The sequence below is a fragment of the Gardnerella vaginalis 1500E genome, assembly GCF_000263595.1.
GTDB lineage: Bacteria > Actinomycetota > Actinomycetes > Actinomycetales > Bifidobacteriaceae > Bifidobacterium > Bifidobacterium vaginale_E.
This window is the reverse complement of sequence record NZ_ADES01000001.1, coordinates 94,870-120,661: the sequence shown is the minus strand read 5'-3', so window position 1 is coordinate 120,661 and position 25,792 is coordinate 94,870. Positions and strand designations below refer to the sequence as shown.

General features: G+C 37.9%; 20 protein-coding genes. 9 read left to right on the top strand and 11 right to left on the bottom strand.

Annotation, left to right across the window (positions count from 1 at the left end; genetic code table 11):
* The first annotated feature begins 35 nt into the window (after nucleotides 1–35).
* On the top strand, nucleotides 36–446 hold the full coding sequence (gene mscL / locus CGSMWGV1500E_RS05470; protein WP_004126541.1) for a large conductance mechanosensitive channel protein MscL: 411 nt from the start codon (nucleotides 36–38) through the stop codon (nucleotides 444–446).
* A 124-nt stretch (nucleotides 447–570) separates the two neighbouring features.
* Here the strand turns inward: mscL and CGSMWGV1500E_RS05475 are convergent, their stop codons facing one another.
* The 7 genes from CGSMWGV1500E_RS05475 to dnaA form a co-directional block, all read right to left on the bottom strand.
* Complete coding sequence (locus CGSMWGV1500E_RS05475; protein WP_004126538.1) at nucleotides 571–1,182, bottom strand: DUF3566 domain-containing protein; 612 nt, start codon at nucleotides 1,180–1,182, stop codon at nucleotides 571–573.
* A 167-nt stretch (nucleotides 1,183–1,349) separates the two neighbouring features.
* On the bottom strand, nucleotides 1,350–3,980 hold the full coding sequence (gene gyrA / locus CGSMWGV1500E_RS05480; RefSeq protein WP_004126535.1) for a DNA gyrase subunit A: 2,631 nt from the start codon (nucleotides 3,978–3,980) through the stop codon (nucleotides 1,350–1,352).
* Between the two features lie 72 nt (nucleotides 3,981–4,052).
* On the bottom strand, nucleotides 4,053–6,128 hold the full coding sequence (gyrB, locus tag CGSMWGV1500E_RS05485; protein WP_004126532.1) for a DNA topoisomerase (ATP-hydrolyzing) subunit B: 2,076 nt from the start codon (nucleotides 6,126–6,128) through the stop codon (nucleotides 4,053–4,055).
* Nucleotides 6,129–6,319: 191 nt separating this feature from the next.
* A complete protein-coding gene (locus CGSMWGV1500E_RS05490) occupies nucleotides 6,320–6,781 on the bottom strand; it encodes a DUF721 domain-containing protein (RefSeq protein WP_004126505.1) in 462 nt (153 codons plus the stop codon).
* A 17-nt stretch (nucleotides 6,782–6,798) separates the two neighbouring features.
* Complete coding sequence (gene recF, locus CGSMWGV1500E_RS05495) at nucleotides 6,799–8,007, bottom strand: DNA replication/repair protein RecF (RefSeq protein ID WP_004126503.1); 1,209 nt, start codon at nucleotides 8,005–8,007, stop codon at nucleotides 6,799–6,801.
* Between the two features lie 108 nt (nucleotides 8,008–8,115).
* Nucleotides 8,116–9,240 carry a DNA polymerase III subunit beta gene (gene dnaN / locus CGSMWGV1500E_RS05500; protein WP_004126500.1) on the bottom strand — a complete coding sequence of 375 codons (1,125 nt, stop codon included), beginning with the start codon at nucleotides 9,238–9,240 and terminating at the stop codon, nucleotides 8,116–8,118.
* 432 nt (nucleotides 9,241–9,672) lie between these two features.
* Nucleotides 9,673–11,295, bottom strand: coding sequence for a chromosomal replication initiator protein DnaA (dnaA, locus tag CGSMWGV1500E_RS05505; protein WP_419185101.1), 1,623 nt, complete (start codon nucleotides 11,293–11,295; stop codon nucleotides 9,673–9,675).
* A gap of 419 nt (nucleotides 11,296–11,714) precedes the next feature.
* Here dnaA and rpmH point away from each other — a divergent pair, with 419 nt between their 5' ends.
* The 8 genes from rpmH (at nucleotide 11,715) to CGSMWGV1500E_RS05540 (ending at nucleotide 18,235) form a co-directional block, all read left to right on the top strand.
* Nucleotides 11,715–11,849, top strand: a complete 135-nt coding sequence (gene rpmH, locus CGSMWGV1500E_RS05510) for a 50S ribosomal protein L34 (RefSeq protein WP_004114029.1) — start codon at nucleotides 11,715–11,717, stop codon at nucleotides 11,847–11,849.
* A gap of 21 nt (nucleotides 11,850–11,870) precedes the next feature.
* Nucleotides 11,871–12,365 carry a ribonuclease P protein component gene (gene rnpA / locus CGSMWGV1500E_RS05515; protein ID WP_004126492.1) on the top strand — a complete coding sequence of 165 codons (495 nt, stop codon included), beginning with the start codon at nucleotides 11,871–11,873 and terminating at the stop codon, nucleotides 12,363–12,365.
* A 42-nt stretch (nucleotides 12,366–12,407) separates the two neighbouring features.
* The gene (gene yidD / locus CGSMWGV1500E_RS06210) at nucleotides 12,408–12,728 is read left to right on the top strand and encodes a membrane protein insertion efficiency factor YidD (protein ID WP_004126489.1); all 321 of its coding nucleotides are present in this window, start codon (nucleotides 12,408–12,410) and stop codon (nucleotides 12,726–12,728) included.
* A complete protein-coding gene (gene yidC, locus CGSMWGV1500E_RS05520; RefSeq protein WP_004126486.1) occupies nucleotides 12,728–13,741 on the top strand; it encodes a membrane protein insertase YidC in 1,014 nt (337 codons plus the stop codon). The genes yidD and yidC overlap by 1 nt, the downstream gene beginning before the upstream one ends.
* A gap of 135 nt (nucleotides 13,742–13,876) precedes the next feature.
* Nucleotides 13,877–14,437 (top strand): protein jag, encoded by a 561-nt coding sequence (locus CGSMWGV1500E_RS05525; protein WP_004126483.1) that lies wholly within the window; start codon nucleotides 13,877–13,879, stop codon nucleotides 14,435–14,437.
* Nucleotides 14,438–14,626: 189 nt separating this feature from the next.
* Nucleotides 14,627–15,337 (top strand): 16S rRNA (guanine(527)-N(7))-methyltransferase RsmG, encoded by a 711-nt coding sequence (rsmG, locus tag CGSMWGV1500E_RS05530; protein ID WP_004126480.1) that lies wholly within the window; start codon nucleotides 14,627–14,629, stop codon nucleotides 15,335–15,337.
* Nucleotides 15,338–15,910: 573 nt separating this feature from the next.
* On the top strand, nucleotides 15,911–16,858 hold the full coding sequence (locus CGSMWGV1500E_RS05535) for a ParA family protein (RefSeq protein WP_004126477.1): 948 nt from the start codon (nucleotides 15,911–15,913) through the stop codon (nucleotides 16,856–16,858).
* 21 nt (nucleotides 16,859–16,879) lie between these two features.
* Nucleotides 16,880–18,235, top strand: coding sequence for a ParB/RepB/Spo0J family partition protein (locus CGSMWGV1500E_RS05540; RefSeq protein WP_004126474.1), 1,356 nt, complete (start codon nucleotides 16,880–16,882; stop codon nucleotides 18,233–18,235).
* On the opposite strand, the gene trxB is transcribed toward CGSMWGV1500E_RS05540, so the two are convergent.
* The 4 genes from trxB to CGSMWGV1500E_RS05550 all read right to left on the bottom strand — a co-directional run bounded on the left by trxB (nucleotide 18,216) and on the right by CGSMWGV1500E_RS05550 (nucleotide 25,791).
* Complete coding sequence (gene trxB, locus CGSMWGV1500E_RS05545) at nucleotides 18,216–19,157, bottom strand: thioredoxin-disulfide reductase (RefSeq protein WP_004126470.1); 942 nt, start codon at nucleotides 19,155–19,157, stop codon at nucleotides 18,216–18,218. The two genes, CGSMWGV1500E_RS05540 and trxB, sit on opposite strands and share 20 nt — an antisense overlap.
* A 75-nt stretch (nucleotides 19,158–19,232) precedes the next feature.
* Complete coding sequence (locus tag CGSMWGV1500E_RS0106000; protein ID WP_032843363.1) at nucleotides 19,233–21,464, bottom strand: kinase; 2,232 nt, start codon at nucleotides 21,462–21,464, stop codon at nucleotides 19,233–19,235.
* Nucleotides 21,465–21,655: 191 nt separating this feature from the next.
* Nucleotides 21,656–23,428, bottom strand: a complete 1,773-nt coding sequence (gene murJ / locus CGSMWGV1500E_RS0105995; protein ID WP_032843360.1) for a murein biosynthesis integral membrane protein MurJ — start codon at nucleotides 23,426–23,428, stop codon at nucleotides 21,656–21,658.
* A complete protein-coding gene (locus CGSMWGV1500E_RS05550; protein ID WP_004126467.1) occupies nucleotides 23,425–25,791 on the bottom strand; it encodes a DUF6049 family protein in 2,367 nt (788 codons plus the stop codon). Before CGSMWGV1500E_RS05550 ends, murJ begins: the two co-directional genes overlap by 4 nt.
* Nucleotide 25,792: the final 1 nt, after the last annotated feature.

Below are 25,792 nucleotides of genomic sequence, written 5' to 3'. Positions count from 1 at the left end.
AGTTGAAGAATTTGCTTCAGAAAGCGAAAACTCTAATGCTTAAAGGTTTTAAGAAGTTTATTTTACGCGGCAGCGTTATTGATATGGCTGTCGGTGTTGTTATGGGTAGTGCAGTAACTGCAGTAGTAACAACAATAGTAAATCATATTATTAATCCTCTTATTGCAATGATTTGCGGAAAGCCAGAACTTAATGGCGTTCTAACTATTACTATGAACGGTGCAACAATTTCTTTTGGCGCAGTAATTGGAGCATTATTAAATTTCCTTATTGTTGCTACAGCAGTTTATTTCTGCATTGTTTTACCTATTAATAAATTGCGTGAAATTGGTGCAGATTTATTGCAAATAGAACATGAAAAAACTGAAGAAGAAAAACGTAAAGAGCGCGAAGAAAAAACTATTCAACTCTTGCAAGATATTCGCGATGAATTAGCTAGAAAATAATATTCTTGCTAATTAAAAAAGTATTTAGAAAATATTAAAATTCCCGCTAGTTAGAAACAATTAGCGGGAATTTCTATTAAGAATACAACTTGTTAGTAGACTGTTACCTATAAGTTTTTACTTATCAGTCGTCACCTAAAGTAACGTGTATTCCACCAACCAATGAGCCAACTACGTTATAAAGTAGCGCAATTATTGCGGATAGTATTGTAATAATAACAATTTCAACAATAGAGAATATAGTAACTGCACTCAATACTGTTGGAAGAGAAAACACATCAGCAAGATTAAAACCATTACTGTCCAAACCTGTTGATGAAACAATCTGCGTTACCTGATCAAAAACACCAATCATGTTCAAGAACAACCAAACTAAACCTGCTGCAATAACTTGAATAATACCGCCTGCAACGCTTAGAAGAAATGTAACTTTTGCAACTGACCATGCGTCAACACGAACCAAAGAAAGGCTCATACGACGAGCTCTAGGAGTATGACCTGCTTTAGAAGAATGTAATTGACTTGCTGAAGATGTTGATGATGCCATACCACCAATAGTTCTACGAGAAGAAGATGAACTACTAGATCCACCCAACGTAAACTGTGATTTTCTAACAGCCCTTCCTAAAGAAGAATCACCAAATTCTTCATTAGAATTATTGTCTTCTCTAATTGTGTAAGAAGATTCTTCATTAATATTCGTTGGATTTTTCGATGGCTCAAAATCTTCGCTCATCTTAAGTTTTCCTTCTCTTATTACGTTTCTTATAATTAGACTAATTATACTAATGAGAGTACCAATAAAAACGGACTATATCCGCTTAGTTGGCACTCTCATAAGTTATTAATAATTAAGTTTTAGCAAAGAAATTTTATTATTTACTACTTTTCGTAAATAAGATTTTAAGCTTCCTCGTTCGACGAAGTTTTTTCAACTTCTTCTACTTGATTTTCCTCATCATCTGTTTCTTCATTACGAGCAATAGAAATAATTTCATCACCCTTGTCTGGCTTAGCTAAAGTCACACCTTGTGTAGTTCTTCCTGTACGCTTAACCTCGTTAACGTCGGAACGAATTACCTTACCGGACTTCATAATTGCCATTACTTGATCAGTTTCTTCAACAATCAAGGCACCAACCAAAGAACCGCGTCCCTCTGCAAGCTGTACTGCCTTAACGCCGTAACCATTTCTTCCTTGCAAACGATACTCTTCAATAGCTGTACGCTTTGCAAAACCTTCGTTTGTAACAACAAGAAGATCTTTACTTGTTTCAGCGGCAACAACATCCATATCCAAAAGTTCATCACCTTCGCGGAATCTCATGCCCTGAACACCTGCAGTTTGACGTCCCATTGGTCGAAGTTGTTCATCATCTGCTCTGAACTTCAAACTCATACCAAGTTTAGAAACAAGAATAATGTCGTCTTCTGAATTGCACAAAGCTGCACCAATCAGCTCATCAACAGGTTCACCAGTTTCTTCATTTGCCATTAGTCGAACAGCAATCAAACCACCTTGACGTGGAGAATCGTATTCTTGCAAAGCAGTTTTCTTAACTTTTCCAGAACGAGTTGCCAAAACCAAGTACTTTGCCACATCGTAGTTTTGAATTGACAAAACTGTTTGAATTGTTTCTCCAGGAGTAAACTGAAGCAAGTTAGCAACATGCTGACCTTTAGAATCGCGAGATCCTTCTGGAAGTTCGTAAGCTTTAATACGATAAACTCGACCACGATTAGTAAAGAAGAGCAACCAGTTGTGTGTAGATGTTAAGAAGAAGTGATCTACTACATCATCTTCACGAAGCTTTGCACCCTTAATACCTTTACCACCGCGATGTTGAGCACGATACTCATCTGCTTTAGTTCGCTTAATATAACCTGCGCGAGTTACTGTTACAACAACGTTTTCTTCGGCAATAAGATCTTCAACATTCATTTCACCAGAGAAAGGAAGAATCTTAGTTCTGCGATCATCACCATATTTTGCAACAATTTCATCAAGTTCGTCGCCAACAATTTTGCGCTGGCGTTCTGGACTTGCCAAAATATCGTTGTAATCAGCAATCTTCAGCATCAAATCTTCATGCTCATCAAGAATCTTCTGACGTTCCAAGGCTGCTAGTCTACGAAGTTGCATTGCAAGAATTGCATCCGCTTGAACTTCATCAACATCAAGCAAATTCATCAAACCAGTGCGAGCTGTTTCAACATCTTTAGATGAACGAATTAATGCCACAACTTCGTCAATCATATCCAAAGCTTTTAAGTAGCCTTGCAAAATATGATCACGCTCTTCAGCTTCACGCTTTAAGTAACGTGTACGCCTATCAATAACTTCAAGCTGATGACTTACCCAATGACGAATGAAAGCATCCAAACTCAAAGTGCGAGGAACACCATCAACCAGAGCAAGCATGTTTGCGCCGAAAGTCTGCTGCAATTGTGAATGCTTATAAAGATTGTTAAGAACAACTTTTGGAACAGCGTCACGCTTAAGAACAAGAACCAAACGCTGACCTGTACGACCAGACGTTTCATCGCGCATATCTGCAATGCCTTGAATCTTGCCGTCGCGCACAGCCTCCCTAATTGAAGCAGCTAAGCGATCAGGATTAACTTGGTATGGAAGCTCAGTAACAACCAAGCACATACGTCCCTTAATTTCCTCAGTATTAACTACTGCGCGCATTGTGATTAAGCCGCGGCCCGTACGGTACGCTTGCTCAATTCCTTTATGACCTAAAATGGTTGCACCAGTAGGGAAATCAGGTCCTTTAATTCGCTGAATTAAAGCTTCAAGAAGTTCTTCTTTACTTGCATCAGGATGATCCAAAGCCCAGTGCACACCATCAGCCACTTCACGCATGTTATGAGGTGGAATATTGGTTGCCATACCAACAGCAATACCAGCAGAACCATTAACTAAAAGATTTGGGAAACGAGCTGGCAAAACAGTAGGCTCTTGAGTTTTACCATCATAATTTGGCAGGAAATCAACGGTATCTTTATCGATATCTCGTACCATTTCCATAGCCAAAGGTGCCATACGGCATTCCGTATAACGCATTGCTGCTGCAGGATCGTCACCCGGAGAACCAAAGTTACCTTGTCCATCAACAAGCATGTAGCGCATTGACCAAGATTGAGCCATACGCACCAAAGTGTCATAGATAGCAGAATCACCGTGAGGATGATACTTACCCATAACATCGCCAACAACACGAGAGCACTTGTTATATCCGCGATCAGGCCTATATCCACCGTCATACATTGCATAAATAACTCGACGGTGAACAGGCTTTAAGCCATCTCGAACATCTGGCAAAGCTCGCTCGATAATAACGGATAATGCATAAGCAAGATATGATTCGCGCATTTCCTGCTGCAAATCCATATGCTTAACTCGTGCACCCTTCAGTAATCCATAATCAGTATTATCAGCTTCCTGAGGGCTTTGTGGCTCCATTGAACCATCTGGCAGTTGATCTGGCTCTTCGCTATTATTAGCGGCGTTTATTTCGTCTACCACTGCAATTCCTTTGTATTCTTATAGGTTACTAACGTTTTTATTTTTCTATCTTTGTAGATATACCAATAACTTTTAAGCATCAATAAACCTTGCATCATGAGCATTTCGTTGAATGAAGAGTCTACGTGGCTCTACTTCATCACCCATAAGCATTGAGAAGGTTTCATCAGCTCGAGCAGCATCTTCAATATGAATCTGTTTCAAAATACGATGCTCAGGATCCATAGTGGTTTCCCACAATTCCTGATAGCTCATCTCACCCAAGCCCTTGTATCGCTGAATGCCTTCACCTTTAGGAAGTTGACGACCAGCAGCTTTACCTTCTGCTAAAACTCTGTCTCGCTCAGCATCCGTATAAACGAAATCATGTGCTCCCTTACTCCACTTCAATCGGTACAAAGGTGGCATAGCAACATAAACGTATCCTGCTGTAATCATAGGACGCATGTAGCGGAAGAATAGAGTCAAATTCAAGGTTGCAATATGAGCACCGTCGACATCAGCATCAGCCATAATAATGACTTTGTGATATCGAACCTTGCTTAAATCGAAGTCTTCACCATATCCACCGCCAACAGCAGTAATTAAGGATTCAATTGTTTCAGACTTCATCATTCTGTCAATTGATGCGCGCTCAGTATTCAAAATCTTACCGCGCAAAGGCAAAATTGCTTGCGTAATAGGATCTCTACCTTGAATTGCTGAGCCACCTGCAGAATCACCCTCGACTATGAATAATTCGCACTCTTCAGGATTACTAGATTGGCAATCCTTTAGCTTATCTGGCATACCAGCTGTTTCAAAAATAGATTTACGTCTAGTATTTTCACGAGCTTTTTTAGCAGCCAAACGTGCGCGAGAAGCTTCAACAGCTTTTTGAATAATATTCTTAGCTTCGCTTGGATGAGCATCAAGCCAGTCACCAAGCTTTTCTGTCATAACTCGCTGCACAAAAGTTTTAGCTTCAGAATTGCCAAGCTTTGTTTTAGTCTGACCTTCAAACTGTGGAGTTGTAAGTTTTACAGAAACAACCGCAGTTAAACCTTCTCGAACGTCATCACCAGAAAGATTAGTATCTTTTTCTTTTAAGATATTCTTTTCACGCGCATAACGATTAATTAATGTCGTTAAAGCAGCGCGGAATCCTTCTTCGTGAGTACCACCTTCAGTAGTGGAAATCGTATTTGCAAAAGTATGAACAGCTTCAGAATAAGCAACAGTCCATTGCATAGCAATTTCTGCAGAAATACCAATTTCAAGATCTTCAGCCTCAAAATCAATAACATCTGGTTCAACTGGAACAGCTTTACGAGACTTAACTAAATAATCAACGTAATCCTTAATACCATGTTCATACTTATAACTTACGCTTTGATGCTTATTTTCATCAGTAGATTCACCATCTCCTGCAACCTCATCACCTGCCTCATCAGGCTTACGTAAATCAGTTAAGGAAATCTTTAAACCTTTATTAAGAAATGCCATCTGCTGGAATCGAGATCGCAAAGTTTCAAAATCATAAGTAGTGGTTTCAAAAATTGTTCCATCTGGCCAAAATGTTACAGAAGTACCAGTAGATTCGCCATCTTCCATTGGCTTACCCTTTGCCAAAGGAGCAGTAGGATGCTGATCTACATAAGTTTGAGTCCAGTGGAATCCTTGACGGCGAACCTCAATTTCTACACGAGTAGAAAGAGCATTTACTACAGAAATACCAACACCGTGAAGACCACCAGAAACAGCGTAACCGCCGCCACCGAACTTACCACCAGCATGAAGCTTTGTCATAACTGTTTCAACACCAGAAACACCTTCACCTGGTACTTCATCAACTGGAATACCACGACCATCATCAACAACACGAATAGCATTATCTGGCAAAATAGTCACTTCAATGTGAGAAGCATAACCTGCCAACGCCTCATCAACGGAATTATCAACAATCTCATAAACCAGATGATGTAAACCACGAGGTCCAGTAGAACCAATGTACATACCTGGCCTAATTCTAACTGCCTCTAATCCTTCAAGAACTCGAAGATCACTTGCATCATAATGTTCAGGAGCAAGTGAATCATCAAGTTGAGCATCGTCAAGCTTATGCTCTTCGACAGCATTATCTATCGAATTATCTTCCGTGTTTGTCACTTTTTGTCCCTTCACAATTTGCCTCATATTACAAGGCTTTTACAGAGCCAACATATGCCAGAAAGCACATAAAAGGGGATTCTAGCGCTTCAACTATATTACACGACATTCTATACATATAATATTGCCTCTCGTTAATGAGAGGCCTTTTTACTATTTTTTTGAAATTATAATATTTATAAGTTAAAAAATTACCTTCTCCAAGAACCTAATCCGGTTGTAGTTGGGCCTATAACTTTAATTTCTCTAATTTTAATATCCGAAAGATTATTATTAATTTTTTCTTTTAATTGAGGAAGCAAATAAGAAAGTTGAGTAGCCCATACAGCAGATTGTGCTCTAATAATAAGCACTTCATTTATAACTTGACTTATTTCGCAATGATTTGCAATATTTTCACCAACTACCTCATTCCAAGAATTGCGTAATTTTGCTATATTAAGTTGCTTATTCCAATTATTATTAGACGCAAAAGATTGCAAAATACCGCAAAAAGCTCTAGGTTCTCTACCTGGTTTGCCGAAATTTTCCCAAGCTTTATCTGCTCTTATAGAACGATTATTTTCTCTTTCAGCTTTTATATTAATTGGTTCAAAAATAATAGCAGGTAGTTTTCTTGTGTCTAACTTAAGTATTTTATAAACAGGAATCATAAAATAATCCTCTAAATTTAAGCATTTCTTTGTTCTAATATACTTTTCAAAATACTGTTATGTTCTTCATAAGTATTATTAGCACTATTTTGTTGACTTAATAAATCTTCGATATTTATTAAATTATTTTTTTGAACAATACTGTTTTTTGGTATGTCATTAAGAGAAGATGTTGTAATAAAAACCTGATTTTGATTTTCTACAAAATTCAAGATTTGTTTACGCCTATTTTCATCTAGTTGAGCAAAAACATCATCCAAAATAATAATAGGTTTTTCATTATTTTTTTCTTCTAAAGCATTGCATAATGCCATTTTTGCAGCTATTGCAAGCGTCCAAGATTCTCCATTAGAAGCAAAATCTTTTGCTAACATTTTATCAAGCATAAAATCAATATCATCTCTATGAGGTCCTATAAGATTACATCCCCTAGCTAGTTCACCCTCATAAATACTTTGAAAATGTTGACTTATTAGATTAAAAACGTTATTTTCTTCTTCTGCTTCTTCTTCAACTACCTCTTGAAAAGAAGGATTATATTTTAGTTCAGCATACTCTTCACTATTAGTAAGATATTTAATAATTTTATTAAAATATTTATCAAGAATATTTACTACTTTTTGTCTAGCTTGTGTAAGAATAATTCCAGATTCAATAAATTTACCAGTCCAAATTTCTAAACCAGATAATGAAATTGGTTGATTATTATTTGAAAATTCTCTAATACTTTTTAATAATGCAGCACGCTGTTTAGAAATATGCTTAAAATTTTGCAAAATTTGAGAATAGTTTGGTAATAGTAATAATCCTGCTTGATCTATAAAAGTACGTCTAACAGTTGGATCTCCAGAAATAAGTAATTGATCACTAGGCGTAAAAGAAACTACTGGTAAATGGCCTAAAATATCTCTCATATAAAGGGATTTTCCGTTATTAATACGAGCCCTATTTGTTCCTTTTAAAAAAATATTAACTTCATAAGTTGTTTCTTCATCATTTTTACGCGTATTTAGTCTTATAGTGGATTTTTCATATCCTTTTCTTATAAGAGGCAATGTTGAAGAAGTACGATGACTTATTCCAGTACCAACAAATTCGAGAGATTCAACAATATTTGTTTTGCCAAGACCATTGTTGCCGTAAATAATATTAATTCCTGGTTTGCAATCAAAAATTATATGATTCCAAGAACGAAAAGTATCAAGGGCAATTCTCGAAATATACATTTCTTTATTACCCTTTCTTTTAAAAATAAAACATAAAAAATTGTGATATTACATTCTACAGTAAAAAGATGCTGCAACAAAATGTAATATCACAACTAATGTTAAAAACTAATTATTAAAACGCATAGGAACAAGCAAATAACGGTAATTCATAGATTCGTCACCGTCTGATTCTTGTTGACCATTAAATTCAACAGGTTTTACTGCAGTTGCCATTTTCATATGAACGAATGGTTCAGTAATTGCACTTAAACCTTCAATCAAATATAAAGGATTAAAAGCAACTGTAATTTCTTCACCATCCATGTCAATGTCAAGAACTTCTTTTGCTTGAGATTCGTCAGCAGCACCAGCACTTAAAGTTAATTCTTGATTTGCAAAAGTCATTCTAATAGGAGCATTCTTTTCTGCTACCAAAGAAACTCTTTTAATAGAATTAATTAAATCTTGTCTATTAATAACAGCGTGAATTGGATAGTCATCAACAAAAAGCCTATCTACAGAAGGAAATTCGCCATCAATAAGTTGTGAAGTACTATTTCTACCAGAATTTTCAAAACCTAGTAATGTTGGATCTTTTTCGTCAAAATCAATAATAACGTTCTGATGATCATCAAAAGAGCGAGCAATATCTCGTAATAAAGTACCACGAACAAGAGTTACAGAATTAGTATTTTCATTTTCTGGAGTCCACTTAAAAGTAGAACGAGATAAACGGAATCTATCAGTTGAAGTCATAGTAACAGTGTCATCTTCAAACTGCATTCGAATGCCTGTTAAAACTGGTCTATTTTCTTCTCTAGAAATAGAAACAGAAGCCTGATTAACTGCTTGAATAAATGTTGGGGCATCAACTTGACCCAACTTATTAGGAAGAGCAGGTAAATCAGGATATTCTCCTAAAGGCATAAGTTGAAGAGTAAATGTTGATTTTCCAGAAGTAATAGTTAATAAATTGTTTTCTGAACTTAAATAAGTATTTTCTGCAGGAAGGGACTTTGTAATATCGGCCATTAATTTGCCTAGTACAAGTACACTACCTTCTTCATCAATGCCAGCTTCAATATGGTTTAGGCTAGAAATTTGATAGTTGAAGGCAGAAAGTTGCAGTGTTCCATTTGTTGCTTCAATTTTTAGACCTGCAAGAATAGGGTTTGCAGGCCTAGAATCTATAACGCGTGTAGTCCAAGCTACAGCATCAGCAAATGATGCAGAGTTGACTTCTACTTTCATGCTTCCTCTTTTCGTTTAAAGTCTGCAATCATTCTACAGTATTAGTGCACATATCTGTAGTCTTTAAAATTTATAAGCTAACAAAGATTTATAAATTTTATTAATAAATAAGTAAATAAAGTAGTAGTCATAATAAAAGCTGTGTATATGTGGAAAACTCTTACTTAGGCGCGTAATATATAGGTTATTAACATTTTAAAGCTGTTAATAAGTGTCTAACAATAATGTGTACAAGTTGTCGAGTTATCCACAGTAAAAGCTATTTTTTAATGTATTAACATTTTCAAAGCTCTTATACACGACTTATTAACATTTAAAAACGGCGTTTTCCACGAGTTATACTCAGCTTTTACCCACATTTGTTATTAAGTATGTGGATAACTTTAAAAAAATTTATAAACAAATCTTCATAAAACAGTGGAAAAGTTATTTTTAATTCCTATGATCTACAGGATTTTGTTTTAACCTAACCGTTAATTCCATAACATAATTGTAAATTTCCTGCTTTTCCTGCATCTCTCCACTTACACGAGTATAAGCGTGCATTACAGTTGTATGATCTCTACCACCAAAAACTTCGCCAATATCAACCAAGCTCATACTTGTCATCTCTCGAGCAAGATACATAGCAATTTGACGCGCAAGAGCAACATTTTTTGTACGCTGACGACCAACAAGTTCATCAAATGTCATATGGAAGTATTGAGCAACTTGACTAATAATATCAGTTGGACGAACTTCAATATCTGTAGCAAAAAAGTCTTGTAAAGCTTGTTCTGCTAAAGCTTTACTTACAGGCTGATTACTTAAAGATGCTACAGCTGTAACGCGAGTTAAAGCACCTTCAAGTTCTCGAATATTTTCAGTAAATCTTTCTGCAATTAAATCAAGCACATCACTTGGAACATTACAGTGATTCATTGAAGCCATCATTCTTAAAATTGCAATACGCGTTTCCAAGTCTGGCGGCTTAATGTCTACGGTAAGACCAGATTCAAACCTGGAAATTAAACGAGCTTCAAATCCTTTAAGATTTTTTGGAGCAACATCTGAAGCAATAACTATTCGCTTATTTGCCTGGTATAAGGAATTAAAAGTGTGGAAGAATTGTTCAAGAGTTGCTTCTTTTCCGCCCAAGAATTGGATGTCATCAATAAGAAGAACATCAACTTCTCGATAACGCCTATTAAATTCAGCTATTTGACCTTGACTTTGATTAGGTGTTTGAAGAGCTTCAATAAATTCGTTAGTAAATTCCTCGCTAGTAACGTAACGAACCTTAAGCGAAGTGTCTTTTACTAAAGCATAATTGCCAATTGCATTAAGCAAGTGAGTTTTACCAAGACCGGATCCACCATAAATACATAAAGGATTAAAATCTCGTCCGGATCCTTCGGCAACAGCAAGCGCTACCGTTCTAGCAAAACGATTTGAATCTCCCGGAACAAATGTGTCAAAAGTTGCGCAAGTATTTAAATGCGTAATCGCATCTCTCTGCACAGAAACAGTTTGTTGTGGAGATTGTGCAGAAGATGAAGAGATTTGTGTTTGTTTAAGAGTTGATAATCCAGTAGCATTATCAAAATCTGGTTGCAAAGTAGAATTTGATGAAATTTTTTTATTATTAACCATTTCACTAACAAATTCAGACGAAGCAAGGTTAGAAGATCTTGATAATAAATTTTCAGAATCTTGACTTGGAATAGTAACAACAGGAGGAACAGCTGCAGCTGAAATATTATTATTTAAATTAGCTGCACGATTGTTTTGCTGAGATAATTCAGATGCTCCATTTGTTACAGAATTATTCTGAAAATTAGAGTTAGGAACAATTTTAAAAGCAGGAAACATGTCTTTGCCTGTACAAATTTTTAGAGCTGTTAAAAGTGGAGAATTAAGCTCGTTTTGCAAAGCCTGCTGTGCTTCCGCATTCGACACGCACAAAACAATAGTCGTTCCAAAGATTGCTTCCGGTGTTACACCTTCAAACCAACCCTTATCCCTAGCGGTTAAAAGGGCATTATGCTGCAAGACAGTAAGCGTATTAGACCAAATTGATTCAGCTTCCGATTTATGTTCGCCTAATGTATCAGCCATTTCACCCCCAACCTGTGATTAGTGCGTAGCAATTGCCATTCGCGCGCACATGTTTTCAAAGTGTCAGTAAATCATGTTTACTCTGACCCTACGAAGTTATCCACCGTCTAGCGTGTTGAAATTGCTCAATTGTGAATAACATGTGTGTAATTTGTGGATAAGTTAGTACTGAGATTTTGGCTATTTTTCAACGTTTTTAATAAATAATAAAATGTAATAAAAGTGTGAACAAAATGTTTTTTAGTGTATCTAAACAAGTTAAATAAAATGCTCAAAAAATATGGAGTTTTGACTATTGGTGAGGGGTAAGAGTATTTTAGTAGAGCTTGACTCATACGGGGCCATGCTTTTGCATGGTTGAATACAGGAGCATATTTATGAAGAGGACATTCCAGCCAAATAACCGTCGTCGTCACATGAAGCACGGCTTCCGCGTTCGTATGCGTACGCGTGCTGGCCGCGCCGTAATCAATCGTCGTCGTGCCAAGGGTCGCAAGACACTGTCTGCCTGAGTTAAGGTAGCGTCGTAAAACATGGAAAGGCTGAAAAGCCACCGCGATTTTGTTGCGGTTCTAAAGAAGCGACGCAAAGTGAGTTCGCGAGATATCGTCGCGCATTATGTGATGCGTGACGATACGTCCCTTAAGAACACACCTAACGAAGATAGAAGTGTGAGTTTAGATTGTATTGCCACGGGTTTTGGAAATAGTATTCCCGCGGCATTTTCTGATACCTTAACGCCTTCTCAAAATAGTGAGGATGCCAAGAGGTTAGGTCTTGCTGTATCTAAATCGGTAGGTAAAGCTGTAATTCGCAATAAAGTGAAGCGCAGACTTAGGGTTATTGCTAAAGATTGTGAATCATTACTACCTTACGGATGTGATGTTGTGTTACGTGCAAAACCGACTGCAGCAGAATCATCATTTGATTCGTTGCATAGGCAGATAGAAAAACTTTTTGCTAAAATTAGTGAATTATTAAAAACTGTGCATGAGCATGACCTTCACGAAGCAGTTAAAAATAACTGACAGAAATAACTGATTTTTAATAAAGGCATGGTGACCATTATGATGCGTAGCAAGAAAAGCTATATTGCTCGCGGAATAATTCGCGCCATACGCTGGTATCAGAAGAAAATTTCTGCAAATAGACCAGCTTGCTGCAGATACTACCCCACATGTTCTAGATATGCTATAGAAGCTGTTTCTCGCTATGGTGCATTAAGAGGTGGTATTCTTGCAGTATTAAGGCTACTTCGCTGCAGACCATGGACCAGTTGCAGTATTGATGATGTGCCACGTAAATATTCAATCTTTTACCGTTGCGCTTGGTCTAAAGCGCATGAAGAGCCACGGCTAACTCCCTTGGCTGAAGAAGACAAGGAAAACTAATGTTTAATCAGGATCACTTCTTACTTGATAATGGATTATTAGGATGGTTCTATAAGATTCTTACTCCAATTGAATGGCTTATGACTCAGGTAATGACCTTGTGCCATAAGTTCCTAGTTCTTATTGGTATGAACGAAATTGGATTTTCTTGGGTCTTCTCAATAGTTTTCCTTGTGCTTGTTGTGCACGCATGCATATTCCCAGCTTTTATAAAAAGCATTAAAGGCATGCGTAACATGCAGGCTATTGCGCCTAAAATGAAGAAAATTCAGCAAAAGTATAAGGGTAAAAATGATGCTGCAAGCAAGGAAGCAATGCAGCGAGAAATGATGAAGCTGTATCAGGATAATAATGCTAATCCTGCAGGAAGCTGCTTGCCTATGATGATTCAAGGTCCTGCGTTCATGAGCATTTGGTACACGCTTTCGGTTATCCCTTTTATTGCTCGAGGAAAGCATGCCGCTCTTGGCGCTTTTGATGCTGCAACAGCTCAGCAGTTTATAAAAACTCACGTATTTGGAGTAGGCGTTGCAGACACATTTATGACTGTTCAACTAACAGGCAAAATCGTAATAGTAATATTTGTTGTACTTATGTGTGCAGCAATGTGGTACATGCAATTTAACAATATTCGTAAGAATCTTCCTCCAGAGTCTAAGCAAGGTAGTCAATACACCATGCAAAAACTCATGATGTGGGGATTCCCGCTGATTTATGTTTTCTCCGCATTTGCTCTTCCGTTTGCAATGCTTGTTTATTGGTTGGTTAACAACATTATGAATATGCTTCGCTCTATTTGGCAGGTATATGCTTTCCCAACTCCTGGCTCTCCTGCAGCTGAAGAGAAAGAGAAGAGAGATTACAAAAAAGAAACAGAGCGCAGAAAGCGTGAAGGTTTACCTTCTATTGAAGAAGAAAATCTTCAGAAAGCGCGCGAAGAGGCTGAACGCAGGGAAACTGAAGGATTCCAGCGTAAGCAGCCACAACGCAAGCGTAAAGTATCAAAAAAGTAGTAATTAAATATGTTAAGCGCTTAATAAAGGTGATTAAATAACTCTTTAAAAATTATTTATTTGGCTTTATTATCCGCTAAACTAGACTTCAGAATTTTGCAACGTGAATTTTTAAGTCACGATAAGGAGTAAGTAATGGTACAAGACGATAAGAAGACGGTTGACCAGCTCAACGAAGAAGCTGATATTGCTGCCGATTATTTAGAAGGTTTGCTTGATATTGCTGATTATGAAGGCGATATTGAGATGGGCATTCGCAATAATCGTCCAATGATTCAGATTGTTGCAGACGATGACACTGATATTAAGCATTTAATCGGTCGCGAAGGCGAAGTTGTTGATGCTTTGCAGCAGTTAAGCAGGCTTGCGGTTCAGCAAAAAACTGGTGATCGTTCTCATCTTATTGTCGATGTTGATGGTTTTTTGAAGCGTAAGCGCCAACATTTGCGCGATATTGCTTTGGATGCGGTTGATGAAGTTCGCGAAACTGGTGAATCCGTAGATTTAAAGCCAATGAATTCCTTTGAGCGCAAGGTTATTCATGACACTGTTCGAGATGAGGGTTTGCGTTCTCGTTCGCACGGTGAAGAACCACATCGTTATGTGACTGTTTATTTGCCTGCTAGGTCTGAAGAAGATGTGGTTGATGAAATCAACGATACGATTTCTTCTGATGACGAATATGTAGAGGAATAATTTTAAAGGCTTCATTTAAAATATTCTATTGCTTTCTAAATGTAATTTTTGGAAAAGCATTTAGAAGAAAGTGTTTATAATACAGCGTAAAGTAACATTTTTTAACAAAAAATGTTTAATTATGTTACTTTATATTTTAATAGATTTAGATATTTAGAAAATACCAAGATACGAATAAGTGTGGGGAAAATGGTCGATAATCAATCTACTCAGATGGCAGAAAACACTCAGCCTGTGATTGATGAATTAGAAAATTCTCCATTGCTAAATGATGTTCTTGGTAGTGCACTCCCTCAATGTTCCGTGTTTCACGTGAAACTGCAAAAAGAAGGTTTGATACGAGGACTTGTCGGTCCCCGAGATATGGGAATTTTATGGGAACGACACATATTAAATTCTGCAGCAGTTGTGCCTTTTGTTCGCAAAGTCGCGGAAAAAAGTAAGCAAAAAAGAGTTGCTGACGTTGGAAGCGGCGGAGGATTTCCTGGTTTAGTTTTAGCTGCTTGCTTGCCTGACTATGACATTACATTAATTGAACCAATGGAGCGTCGCGTGGATTGGTTGCGCGAGTGTATTGCCCTTATGGGGTTAAAAAACGTTACTATATTTCACGGCAGATCAGACGAAGTTATTGAAAAAATTAAATCACATGAGATTCCTGCGTTTGATGTAGTAACGTGCAGAGCTGTAGCTCCTATGACAAAATTGGCTGGATGGACTATTCCTTTATTAAAAGCGCATGGAAGTTTAGTTGCCTTAAAAGGTAAGTCTGCTAAAGCAGAAGTAGAAAAAGCTGCAAAAATGATTCGCAAAGCTGGTGGTGCAAATCCTCGCATTCTTGAAGCACCTGTTGCTCCTGGCTTGCAGCCGACTACAGTCGTAGTAGTTGATAAAGCTTGATTTTTAATTAAATTTGTGTTTGCGCAAATACTTGCTTTATGTGGCGCGAGTTTATTTTCGATGTTCTTGGCTTTCGCCTATGAGTTTTGTAACTGATTTAGTTTTTTGTTTTTGACGAGGCTGGAAAATTTGTGTTTGCGTGCGTCCCGTCCTTCGGGCGCTCTGGCTGCTAAAAGCGCTTATTGTGTTCGCCTATATTTAAAGAATGTAGCTTCTCAGTCCTCTTTTAGCACTGAACACAATTTTTCCAGCCTCTCAACACATTAAACACCAACACAAAACTCATAGACTCGCTAAGTTTGTTACGCAACTGCGTGGTTTACTAAGTGCAACTAGAGTAGCGAAATTAAGCTGCGGGTGGGTGCGTTGTTTGTGTGCTTGGTGTGGAGTGTGCAGCAGCACGGATGTTAGTGTTCTATGATTAGAAAAATGTGTAGTTAGTTATGGAATAAGGTGTTGATGTTTCATGTGAAACATTACGTGATTTTAGTTTTTTATGTCCATAGAAACAAGGAAACTTAATAGACGTATCGTATTTTTAGGCATTTTCATTACTATGCGGGGGTGATTGTCGTGGAATCAGCTGAAGAAACGATTCAACGTATTTTTGGAGATTCAAAATCTTCCTTAGGTATTGAATTGGCAAATTTAACATCGCGCTTTCATGCCCTCGAAAAAGTGAAGTATCCTAAGCCGGAAAAAACTCGTTTTATTGCAGTTGCAAATCAAAAAGGCGGTGTTGGTAAAACAAGTTCAGCTGTTAATCTTGCTGCAGCTATGGCAGTTGGCGGATCTCGCGTGTTACTAATTGATATGGATCCGCAAGGCAATGCGTCTACTGCATTAAATACTCCACATTCTTCTGGAGATTTGTCAGTTTATGATGTAATTGAAGGTCGTAAAACTATTGCTGAAGTAAAAAAAGCTTGTCCGGACGTAGAAGGTCTTGATGTAGTTCCAGCATCTATTGATTTAAGCGGTGCTGAATTAGAGCTTGCTGAGATGGATAATCGCAACAATCTTTTGAAGAATGCTCTTTCTGATTATCTTAATAATTGTGAAGAGCCTTATGATTATGTGTTTATCGATTGCCCTCCTTCACTAGGTTTGTTGGTTATTAACGCTATGTGTGCAGCACAGGAAATGCTTATTCCTATTCAAGCAGAATATTATGCTTTGGAAGGTTTAGGTCAACTTATTAGAACAATTGGATTGGTGCAACAGCATTATAATCCTATTTTAACTGTTTCGACTATGCTGGTAACAATGTTTGATAAGCGCACATTATTAGGGCGTGAAGTTTTTCAAGAAGTTAAAAAACATTATCCGAATATTGTTCTTGAAACGACTATTCCTCGCACTGTAAAAATACCTGAGGCTCCTAGCTTTAATCAAAGCGTAATAACTTATGATCCTCATGGAGCTGGCGCAATATCGTATCGTGAAGCAGCATTAGAAATTGCTAAGCGATCCAAGACTGTATTATCTGTTATTGCGGAAAAACAAGATAATAATAAGTAAGAACAACAAGAGGAGATAATAATGAGTGTAAGTAAGTCTCGTTTAGGCAAAGGCTTAGGTGCATTATTCCCAGCTTTACCTGGCGAAGATGCTCTTGTTGATTCATCTATAAAACTGCAAGACAGTGTTTCACATGAAACATCTTCCGAAAATGATTTGCAAAAAAAGAATTCTTTAGAAAAGCAAAATAAAAACACAGAACATGTTTCACGTGAAACTGTAAAAAAAGACAGCAATAGCGAAAAAAGTGTTTCACATGAAACAAAAGTCCCTAGCATGAGAAATTCTATTTCGCCACACGCGAATGTAGATAACAATAAAATAAAGAATGTTTCACGTGAAACTGCGCAGTTGTTGCAGGGTAGTGAACAAGGTGAAAAGCATGTTGGAAAGCATGCTCATAAACGTTCTGCAATGCCATCTCTTGGAGATGTAACTCGCCCAATTGACTTCTTCTTTTCTGACTCAACTTCACCTAATTTCAAGCTGGATAAGCAAAAAAATGCTGAGTCTAATAACCTTGAAAAAGGCGCAGAAAATCAACAATTAAAGCCAATTAAAGGCGGTTATTTAGATTATTTGAAGCCTCTTGATATTGTTCCTAATGCGCATCAGCCTAGAACTATTTTTGACGAAGATGAATTGCGCGAGCTTGCATCTTCAATTAAAGAAGTCGGTGTGCTTCAACCTATAGTTGTTAGACCAATTAAAGACGCTGATAAGAATAATAAAGAAATTGCACATTACGAACTTATTATGGGCGAGCGTCGTTGGAGAGCTTCTCAAATTGCGCAACTTGACACAGTGCCAGCAATCGTTAGAACTACGTCTGATGAAAATATGTTGCGCGATGCGCTTCTTGAAAATCTTCACCGCGTAGCTTTGAATCCTTTGGAAGAGGCTGCCGCTTATTCTCAAATGATTGACGATTTTGGATTGACACAAATTCAGCTTTCTAAATCTGTTTCAAAGTCTCGTCCGCAAATTGCCAATACTTTAAGGCTTCTTAATTTGCCTGCTAGTGTTCAAAAGCATGTTGCTTCCGGAGTTCTTTCTGCAGGCCATGCTCGCGCATTGCTTGGATTAGAAAAGCCGGAAGATATGGAGGAGCTTGCTAATCGTATTATTTCTGAAGGATTGTCGGTTAGAAGTACTGAGGAAATTGTTTCATTAAAAACAGAGCATCCTGCTAACGGTGTGACTCGTACGCGCGCTAGAAGAAATAACTACTGGTCTTCTTCGCCTATTCGTCAGCAGCTTGAGGAGCGTTTTGCTACGAAAGTTGCTATTAAAGGCACGCAGAACCACGGCAGAATTGAAATAGTATTCTCATCTCCGGAAGAAATGAAGCGTATTATTAATCTTCTTTCTCATTAAGATACGCCTGCGCGTCAAGAGCTGCTCTGCACCCCATGCCGGCTGCAGAAATAGCCTGTCGGTACACGCTATCTACAACATCGCCCGCAGCAAAAACTCCGTCTACAGAGGTTCTAGTTGAAGCGCCGTCAACCGCAATGGTTCCGTCTTCATTTAGTCTTAATGCGCCATTAAGGAACTTTGTTGCGGGAGTATGCCCTATTGCAACGAATAATCCTGAAGACTCAATCTCTTGCGTTTCTCCCGTAGCAACATTTCTAATAGTTAAAGATGTTGCTTCTTTGCTGTCGCCGTGCACTTCTTCTACAACACTGTTAAGTATGAAACTAATTTTTTCGTTCTCTTTTGCGCGATCAACCATAATTTTAGAAGCTCTAAACTCGTTGCGTCTATGAATTAAAGTCACAGAAGATCCAAATCGAGAAAGGAATTGTGCTTCTTCGAAGGCTGAATCTCCGCCGCCAACTACCGTAATTGGTTTACCACGGAAGAAGAATCCATCGCAGGTTGCACAATATGAAACTCCTCGCCCAGAGTATTCCTGCTCTCCAGGCACGCCCAATTTGCGTACTGTAGAGCCCGTAGAAACAATAACAGCCTCTGCCTCATAAGTTATACCATCTTCGGTTGTAACGCGCTTTACAGGGCTATTAAAGTCTACAGAAGTAACGTCGCTTAAAATAACTTCAGCACCAAATTTTTCGGCCTGCTTTTGCATTGCGTCCATTAAATCTGGTCCCAAAATTCCTTCTGGGAATCCTGGATAATTTTCTACCTCTGTAGTATTAACTAATTGGCCGCCAGGGGTTAAGGCTCCAGCTATAACAAGTGGATTGTATCCAGCGCGACCCAAATATATTGCAGCAGTATATCCAGCAGGTCCGGATCCAATAATAATAACTTTGTGAATTTTATTTTCCATTCGTTATTTATCCTTACTTGTTATTCACAGGGGTTTATTTGGTTAATTATTTATATTTATTTGACTATTGCAAAATTAGTAAAGCTTTACAGAATTAATATAAAGACTGTTCTTAGGCATAGTATCCTTTGGAACCCAAAGCATAAAGTCTTGCGATTTTACAATCTTTTTAAGCTTCACATCAGTTGTTCCGCTTTCGTCAAAAGTAAATTCTGCAAGCTGCGTGCCTTCTCTAGGATCATCTTTTGTATTTGCAAGCAAGAAGGCGTGTCCGCCTGAGGTTCGTATTGAAATAACAAAACGATACACAGTTTGAGGCTCTGTTAAGTGAATGTAGTAGCCGTATCCAGGTTGTTGTGCAGGGAAGCTAAGGAACTGATAGCGATCTGCCTTATAGGCAACAGTGTTCGTAGGAATTTTAGGTTTTGGAACAGCCTTTACCTGTTTTCTTCCTATGTGCTTCTTTGCCTGCTGCTTTTCTTGTGGCAGCACTCCTTGGCTTCCAAAAGGCACATTTTCAACGGTTGTGCTATCCCAAGAACCATTATTGCTAAGACTGTCTTGGCTTTCATGTGTTCCAAATAAACCATGTATTGCTAAAGCTAATCCAATAATAAGAAGCAAGCATACGGCGCCAATTGCAATAACTTTTGTTGAAAGACCAAACCATATTTTTGCATTAGCAATGGCATCTGTACCATTTGGATTATTCTTATTTTTATTGTGTAAATCAGCAGATTTCTCGCGAGGCTGGAAGCTAGGTGGCAATGAAGGGGAGCTTGTTTTAAGAGCATCTTCGGCTTGATTATTATTAATTTCATTCTGCAGTGCTCGCGCAGATTCTTCGCCAGGAGCAATAAACCTACCTCGGGTATCGACTACTGGTACGCGACCAGTAGATTCAGCTTCTGAAGTTAAGCTTTGCGGTCTTGACATAAGCTCTGTATGCTGAGCATTCTCTGCAAGTAAATGTTCAAAATCAAAGCTAGCAGCAACACCAGTTTCGGTTAAATCATCTCTTTGACTTTGATTGCGAGAATTATTAGCACGATTAAGAACATTTCGAGAAGTAGCAGATTCAGGAAAATGCTTATATGATGCAGATAAAGTTGGGAAAATAGCGTCATCAGTATCTAAATCCGTAGGAGCAAGAATACTTGCCATTTCTGCAGCTGCAATATCGTGAAAGTCAATGTCAGTATTGGTGTTTGTATCTTCGTCAAAATCATCATCAACTTTTTTGTTGGAAGAATTAGCATTATTTCGCTTAAGAAGTGAGCCAAGTGTTCTGCCAGCATTCTTAAAACTGCTACTAATCTTTGCAGCTCCACTATTTTCGGCAGATTCAGAATTGTTGGACGAGTCTTGCAAATTAAGAGAATTAGCATTTTGCTCATTTGCTTGCTGCATAAACTGAGCGTCAAACTGTTCTTCGCTTTGTGTTAAACCTTCTGGCAAAGGAAGAATTACATCATCTTTTGCGCTAAGTAAACGAGCATTGCTAATAGATGCAGCACTTGTTTTATTACTAAACTCAATATCTTTATTAGAAAGCTTAGAAATAGGCGTGTATGAACCCAAAAGCGCCATCAACTCAGCAATAGAAGCCATAGGAACTATATGATTATTCTCGTTAGCGTCTAAACTTCGTGTGCAAATCATCCTAAATTCTGAAGGAGTATCATTGGCAAGCATAGAAGCGTCAAAATGCGCTTGTATGCGCGAAGAAGTTCTAGTAAGAAGAGCATAAAGTAAAGAAGCAAGTTGACGAGTAGCAGCGTGCTCTATGCCTTCGCTTGCTGTAGTTTCTTCGCTATTTTGCGATTTAGTTATGTCTTCTAAAAGTGGGCTTACAGCAGTATCTGCAAGTTCAATGCCGTTAGGAGTAATACGAACAGTGTCGCTTGAAACAGCGTGATGAGTTATGTTATTTGAAAGAAGTTTGCTTAATGCTTGAGCTGTTTCGGCAACAATTGTTCTTATAGCTTCGTAGCTTAATGGGGTTTCTTTTTTAGCTAAATAATCGCTAACTGTAATACCGCGATCGAGAGCTGTAACAATAAGAGCAATCGAATCATGATGTTGAAGCTGCAAAACCTGAGTGAATTTAGTGCTGCGAGATAACGCCAAAGTAGAAGCAATCGTATTAACTTCTGGCAAAAAACGAGAATCGCGCACAATAAATAGTTGGCAATCTTGAGTAAGTATGCGGTCGTTCGCCTGCCATACTTGTAGTCCAGCCTCATTGCGCAAAAGCGATACTAAAACGTATCGGTTTAGTACAATATCTCCGAGCCGAGGTTCCATTTGCTACTCATCTTCCTACGCGTGCGCAATAAACAATGACAACATTTTTTAACTACAATCTAATTGTACTTATGAAATGACAACTTATGTACAGTAATTTTGTTGATATTGTAATAATTTCTAAAACAACTACAGAATTACATAATAAAGTCTGATTGTAAATAGAAATATTACAAATTATGCTTGTCTGTTTACTTATTTGGCATCTTACCGGATCGAACTACTCGTGCAGTACGATTAGCTTGCTTTTGCTCAGATTGTTTGCGAGCAGCGTCTTCAAAAATTTTTGCAAGAGGAATAAGCGCAGGAATTTTCTTAGAAAGTTTGCTAATTATTGGTGAAGATAAATCAATAAGTTCGCTAGTTTTCAAAAGAAGAAGAACAGCAAGATAAATAATCGCAATAATAATTGTTGTAATTGCGCAAACAAGTAAAGCGTTGAACCACCTCAACACTCCGTGCAAATGTGGGGAATTAATAGTAAAAACTTGTAAAAGAGGTTCTCGTACAACAAGACCTATAAAAACAGAAATTAGTGCAGACACAACAATTTTTACATGCGTGGTTATAAGTCTTTTTTCGTCTAAATCCTTGTTAAAACGATTTCGCAACATGTGAACAAGAGAAGGGAAAGTCAGGAAATAACTTATTGAAACACAAGCTCCTAAAGCTGTTACCCAGCATGTAGGAGGAAGCAAATTAACACAAGATACAAACGCAATAATCTCAGTAAAAAGCTGAGCAAAAGCAAAAATAAACGGGCTTTTGCCATCTTCAAACGCAAAGAACGTGCGTTGAATAATCAAATAACTACTTGTAAGTGGTAATCCGAACGCAAGCATTGTAAGAGGAGCAGCCATAAGATTAGCCTCTTGCAAACTTATAGACGGGATCAAAGCTAACGAAATAGGAGTTGGGATAACAATAAAAACAACCGTAAAGAAGCACATTATTAAACTTACGTGCCTAAGTGCTTCGCTTAAATCTTTGCGTGCGTCATTTAAATCATGATTTGCAATAGCCAGCGAAATTTTAGGGAAAATAGCTGTTGCTACAGACACTGCAACTAATGAATAAGGAAGCAAAAACATTGTGTAAGCATTTTGGTATGTGGCATTACCAGCCACCTCAAACTGGTCTAATCCTAAACGCTGTTCTGCAACAAATGGGACGCTTGTTGTTATATGCGTAGTAATCATAACAACTATTTGCGTAACAACAACAATGCCCATGCTCCACGCTGCAACAGGGCCCATGGAGCGCAAGCCAATATCTCGTATACCAAAACTTGGCCGGTAGTGTATTCCGCTTTTCATTAGCGGCCAGAATAGAACTAAAGCTTGAGCAGCAACACCAAGAGTCCAAAAACCTGCCGTAAGAAGAAGAGTATTTCCGTTCCAGAAACTCAGAGGCTCTCTATTAGCTTTTCCAAAAATAAAAATGAATACGCCAAAACCTAAGCAGCTAATAATATTCGCAGCTACAGAACTCCACGCATACATTGCAAAACGGCCTTTAGCGGCAAGAACTTGCCCTAACACGGTGTATAAGCCGTAGAAGAAGATTTGTGGCATGCACCATAGCGTAAAAGCGCAAGTAAGCGTTTGCATTTCTTGGCTTCCGCCCGCGTAAAGCATTGTGAGTACAGGCGTTGCTGCAGCCATAAGAATTGTAACTGCAAGAAGTAAACCAATAGCAAAAGTAATAAGCTTATTTAAGCGCTCTTCTGCATTCTTCTTTTCCAGCGTGCGTACAATTTGCGGAACAAGCACAGCGTTAAAAATTCCACCTGAAACAAGAGTGTAAATAAGCTGAGGAATCATAGATCCAGCTTGATACGCGTTTGCAGCAAGTCCCGTGGTTCCAAGTGCTGCAGCTAGCAGAATAGTACGTATTTGCCCTGTAATTCTAGATGCGGCTGTTCCGCTAGCCATAATAACGGAATTTCTACCTACTGAACTCATTCGTCTGAATCCTTCTTACGGTTAAATTGTCTCCAAAGTCCAAGAAGACCAAGCATGAAAGCGAATATTATAATAATCGTACCGCTTTTATCACTAATTTGCAGAGTACTAGTAATAAGCGTGTGCTGAGCGCCGGAAAATGCTTGATGCTGATTATCTTCCAAAACGAAAGTAGCTTTAGTGTGAAGAGAAGTCGTAATTCGCAAAGGTAAAGTAACTTGCACTTCGCTATTTGCTGGAACTTTTACTAAAGTCTTTCTACGAGTAACAATTTCCATAACGTGCGTATCTGCAGATAAATACACTTTTACTGGATAAGCGTAAGTATTGCTGATAGTAATCGGTATACTTGCCGTTTCACTAACTGCAGTAATATCTTTTGGAGGTATTATGCGAATCCCAGAAAGTAGCTTATTTACAAAGTATTTCGCTGTGCTATTTTCGTTATAAGCTGTTTGTTGTTGTTTATGATTTGCATATTTTTTTGTTTTAGTCGGAAGACTGCTTGTTTTATTTGTTAATTCTTGCAACGCAATATCGTCGTACAAGCGTAATAAATACAATCCCCAATCTTTAGCGCTAATCCTATTTTTTGCTTTAGCAGCTTGTTTAGCTAGAGCTTGAGCGTCGCCTTCCGTATTGCGTAATTTCGTATCCTGCTCGTAATTAAGAATATTTTTAACAAAACGCGAAACTTTTTGCCTGTAAAGAATTAAATTCTTTAATTCTAATCGTCTTTCTTTGGCTGAAACTGCGTTAATTGCACTACTGTGAGGCATTGAGTGCATAAGATCATTATTTTTCCAGGAAGGCAGCTTTTCTTGTTTAATTTGTGCCATTGTATTTAAATCGCTTAGTTGCAGCCAAGGCGATTGCTCCAATGCACTCATAACGCCATCAATATTTTTTACGTCTGTTTTGTTAGAAAAAGTAATAAGAATATTGCGGTCTACGTAAGGTTGTTCCATTTGGTAGAACGCGCTTTGTGCAACTAAACGGTTTATTCTACCGGCCTGAGTGTGCTCGCTAAGAGCTGTAGAACTTGTTGCTTTGCCGTTTGCTAGCATTGTTAGCACAGATTGAGCAGATAATACGCGTACGTTTCCTGCGGGAGTTTCAACATCGTATATGCCGTTGCTAATAGCGAATTGTGAAGCTGTAGTATCAAATTCATCTGTGGAAATAACAGTGTTATAACCGTTGCGTTTTGCAAGCTCAAGCGCTGAAAGTGTCCATTTTCCTCGAGTCTGCCAAGCGTATGTGTTTTGTGATCCGTTATCAATCTTCGCAATCTGTTTCGCTTCATGAGGATGAGCATAGGAATTAGAAGTTTCAGCTATCTGCGAAGATTGTGGAATTTTTGAAGTTTGTGGAATTCTTGAATTTTTAGCAGACCATGTGTCTTCATTAATGCCAGCAGAACGATACGTTTTAGAATTGTGATCATCTGCATAAGCGCTAATATCAAAACCTGATTTTTGCATAAAAGCGTTAGGAACAAATAATAATCGAGCTGCTTGAAGCGTATTTATATCGACAATAGTCTGTAATTTATTATGCTTGCTAGCTAAATCTGCCTGCTCAAGTACATAGTGCGTATCCTGCTTATTTGCTTGCAAATTTGTTACAGCTCGACTGCTTGTGTTTGTGAAATTATCTTTTAACGCATGTTGCTTATTTGTAAGAATTGGCATAACTGCCGTAAGTTTTATTGCTGGGGATTCAGGCACATTAAATCCTGCGTTCGATCTTGTTAAGAAAGAACGAATAGATTTATATCGTGAAGAATCCTTAGAAAAATACGTGATTTTTAGAGGTTTTGGACCCCAATGCCAAATAGATTTAAGTTCTTGAGAGTCTGAGGGTATATCAAAATGGAATGTTGAAGTTTTTCCTGCTGCAACTTCGCCAATTTTTATTGAGCCGAGTATTTGCGGAGTTGGTATAAGAGATTCTCCTTGAGCCCAATTTTGCAAATCTGTTCGTGAAACAAAAGTGTAGTTGGAATTAATAGAAAGTTGCAAAATGCCTTCAGGAAGTGCTTCTGTTGTAGCTTTAACTATTGCAGTAAGATGGTAGCCACTTTTATCCGTCACAACCGGCGTAGATTGAAGAATATTAAGATCAATTCCCTTTGTGTGAGGATTTTCGTAATCGTTTTCTTTTTTCTTAGTGTTTTTACCGGATTCATCTTCTAAAGTCGTATTAGACGTAACAGCGTTTGCCGTACGTAACAATCCCACATATTTTGCGCATTGAATATTAGTTATTGCAAGAATAATGGCAAGAGACGTAATCAAAATAATAGTAAAATGCAAAACTTTTAAGCACAAAGCTCGCGCGGATTGCAATAAATTACGCATG

Excerpts from the sequence above, each read along its gene's own strand:
- mscL (WP_004126541.1), top strand. The coding sequence starts at position 36 with ATGCTTAAAGGTTTTAAGAAGTTTATTTTACGCGGCAGCGTTATTGAT.
- CGSMWGV1500E_RS05525 (WP_004126483.1), top strand. The coding sequence starts at position 13,877 with ATGGTACAAGACGATAAGAAGACGGTTGACCAGCTCAACGAAGAAGCT.
- yidD (WP_004126489.1), top strand. The coding sequence starts at position 12,408 with ATGCGTAGCAAGAAAAGCTATATTGCTCGCGGAATAATTCGCGCCATA.
- rnpA (WP_004126492.1), top strand. The coding sequence starts at position 11,871 with ATGGAAAGGCTGAAAAGCCACCGCGATTTTGTTGCGGTTCTAAAGAAG.
- recF (WP_004126503.1), bottom strand. The coding sequence starts at position 8,007 with ATGTATATTTCGAGAATTGCCCTTGATACTTTTCGTTCTTGGAATCAT.
- CGSMWGV1500E_RS05475 (WP_004126538.1), bottom strand. The coding sequence starts at position 1,182 with ATGAGCGAAGATTTTGAGCCATCGAAAAATCCAACGAATATTAATGAA.
- CGSMWGV1500E_RS05540 (WP_004126474.1), top strand. The coding sequence starts at position 16,880 with ATGAGTGTAAGTAAGTCTCGTTTAGGCAAAGGCTTAGGTGCATTATTC.
- rpmH (WP_004114029.1), top strand. The coding sequence starts at position 11,715 with ATGAAGAGGACATTCCAGCCAAATAACCGTCGTCGTCACATGAAGCAC.
- trxB (WP_004126470.1), bottom strand. The coding sequence starts at position 19,157 with ATGGAAAATAAAATTCACAAAGTTATTATTATTGGATCCGGACCTGCT.
- CGSMWGV1500E_RS05490 (WP_004126505.1), bottom strand. The coding sequence starts at position 6,781 with ATGATTCCTGTTTATAAAATACTTAAGTTAGACACAAGAAAACTACCT.
- dnaN (WP_004126500.1), bottom strand. The coding sequence starts at position 9,240 with ATGAAAGTAGAAGTCAACTCTGCATCATTTGCTGATGCTGTAGCTTGG.
- yidC (WP_004126486.1), top strand. The coding sequence starts at position 12,728 with ATGTTTAATCAGGATCACTTCTTACTTGATAATGGATTATTAGGATGG.
- CGSMWGV1500E_RS0106000 (WP_032843363.1), bottom strand. The coding sequence starts at position 21,464 with ATGGAACCTCGGCTCGGAGATATTGTACTAAACCGATACGTTTTAGTA.
- murJ (WP_032843360.1), bottom strand. The coding sequence starts at position 23,428 with ATGAGTTCAGTAGGTAGAAATTCCGTTATTATGGCTAGCGGAACAGCC.
- rsmG (WP_004126480.1), top strand. The coding sequence starts at position 14,627 with ATGGTCGATAATCAATCTACTCAGATGGCAGAAAACACTCAGCCTGTG.
- CGSMWGV1500E_RS05550 (WP_004126467.1), bottom strand. The coding sequence starts at position 25,791 with ATGCGTAATTTATTGCAATCCGCGCGAGCTTTGTGCTTAAAAGTTTTG.